The sequence below is a fragment of the Nitrosomonas sp. Nm51 genome (assembly GCF_900111165.1).
Classification (GTDB): domain Bacteria; phylum Pseudomonadota; class Gammaproteobacteria; order Burkholderiales; family Nitrosomonadaceae; genus Nitrosomonas.
Genome location: NZ_FOGH01000116.1, coordinates 1 through 1,719 on the forward strand (window position 1 = coordinate 1; position 1,719 = coordinate 1,719).

At 37.1% G+C, this 1,719-nt stretch carries 3 protein-coding genes; 1 reads left to right on the forward strand and 2 read right to left on the reverse strand.

The window, feature by feature from the left end:
* The coding region (locus BMY60_RS15020; protein ID WP_143057494.1) for a transposase family protein at positions 1-162 on the reverse strand (162 nt) is incomplete at its 3' end.
* 347 nt (positions 163-509) lie between these two features.
* Positions 510-953 carry a hypothetical protein gene (locus BMY60_RS15025; RefSeq protein ID WP_090334712.1) on the reverse strand — a complete coding sequence of 148 codons (444 nt, stop codon included), beginning with the start codon at positions 951-953 and terminating at the stop codon, positions 510-512.
* 344 nt (positions 954-1,297) lie between these two features.
* Between BMY60_RS15025 and rpsT the strand changes: the two genes are divergently transcribed.
* A complete protein-coding gene (rpsT, locus tag BMY60_RS15030; RefSeq protein ID WP_090334713.1) occupies positions 1,298-1,561 on the forward strand; it encodes a 30S ribosomal protein S20 in 264 nt (87 codons plus the stop codon).
* Positions 1,562-1,719 lie beyond the last annotated feature (158 nt).

A 1,719-nucleotide genomic window follows, 5' to 3' on the forward strand; every position in this document is an offset into this window, starting at 1 on the left:
TTCCTCAATAGCCACCCAATTGTCCGCTCCACAAATAACTGAACAAAGAGTGATAAAAAATATATCCTGGAGCTGATGTTTCTTTTGCCTATCCATTCTTGTGTCTTTTATACTTGAAAAATGATGAATGATTGAAGGCGTTGCCGTTGGTTTCTCTATCATTTGAAATCAAAATGATAAACCTAATACCTCAACTAATTTCTATTTTCAAGTATTTTTAAGCCCGATTGCCCTGACTGCGGCGCTGTTCGTCGTCGCCATAGCTTGTGCTATGATTCATCCTCCCGCCTTGCATTGCATCCCGCCAGACGCGCCCAATTGTCACACTTATTTATTTGTGGCTCCTTAGCGCATTAATCCGCAGACACTGGCAAAGCGTGCAGAAGAAACGAGCAGCGTTAGAAATCTGGAGATGAAAGTTGTGATTTAATCTCATTCCTGCTTCCGACGCAATTTGAAATACACTGTAAAAACATGGCATTAAATTTGTTCCTTGAAAAAGATGTCTTTTATCTGCAGTTATGACGCAATTCCTTGGATAAACCGAAATGCATTGGGCCATAGTTACCTGGTAAAAGTGAAAAGCCAAGTATTGGGTACTGCCATAGATTCCGTGTTTGAATATCTGCAATAAGTAACCGTAACTGTCGACAATAATTTTTTGTTTGAAGCGCTTGTTCACTCAACATTTGTTGCGTTGCGGTATTTTGGTTTTGTAATAACTTTTTTTGCTTCATTTCCTGTAGTTTTCTAACCATAGCATCCTGTTTTTGTTGCTCGGTTGTTGCAGTTAATTTTGGTAGCTCTGTTAAATCAGAAACCATAGCGCCCGGAACAGGTGTTTTACTGTATTGAATCTGCCCCCAAGGATCACTCCATTGATAGATCGTTTCAGCAATAGTTAAAAATGAGAAATTAAGCAAAATCAAACCAATTAATAGTAGTTTAATCATAAGATAGCATTCCGAATTGTAAAGCTGGCATATCAATAAAATATCATGTCAACACAAGCGCCTATGCTATTTTAGTGTTCCGCGGACAAAGAAGGTGCTAATTTCTTGTAGCAAGTTTGTCATAATCGTGTAATCAAAGGCAGCAAAAGAAAAATTGCAATCAAGTCAGGAAAAAAGTAGAATCACGTGTTTTTTCTGCACTAATCTGTTTTTAAATAAATTGAAATTTGATTCTCTGAGAAATTAAATTAAAACTTTAGTTTGTCAGAAATTTAAAGATTTTTTGAAATAGGTTTTGTATGTTAAGAAGGCAAAAGTAAAGCAAGGTAAGGAGAAAAATTTTAATGGCAAATAGTGCACAAGCAAGAAAAAGAGTAAGACAATCGATTAAAAGGCGAGAACATAATGTTAGTATGCGATCAAAACTTCGTACAGCAATCAAATATGTCAGAAAAGCAATTGAAACAGGAGATAAAAAAAAGGCTCAAGCAGCTTATAGCCAGACAGTAAGTACTGTGGATTCAATTGCTGAAAAAGGAATTATTCATAAAAACAAAGCTGCTAGGCAAAAAAGCCGGTTGTCTGCAGCTATAAAGGCCATGGCTTGACTCGGCCGATAAACATGATAAATATAATACTTGCATTAAAGTAACAAGCTCCAAATCACCTAACTTGACAGTCTGAACATGACTGAGTAGTCTTTGTTGGAGTTTTAGAGGATTGAACGTGGTGAGGCGGGCTGAATAGTGTGATAATGCGGGGAGGC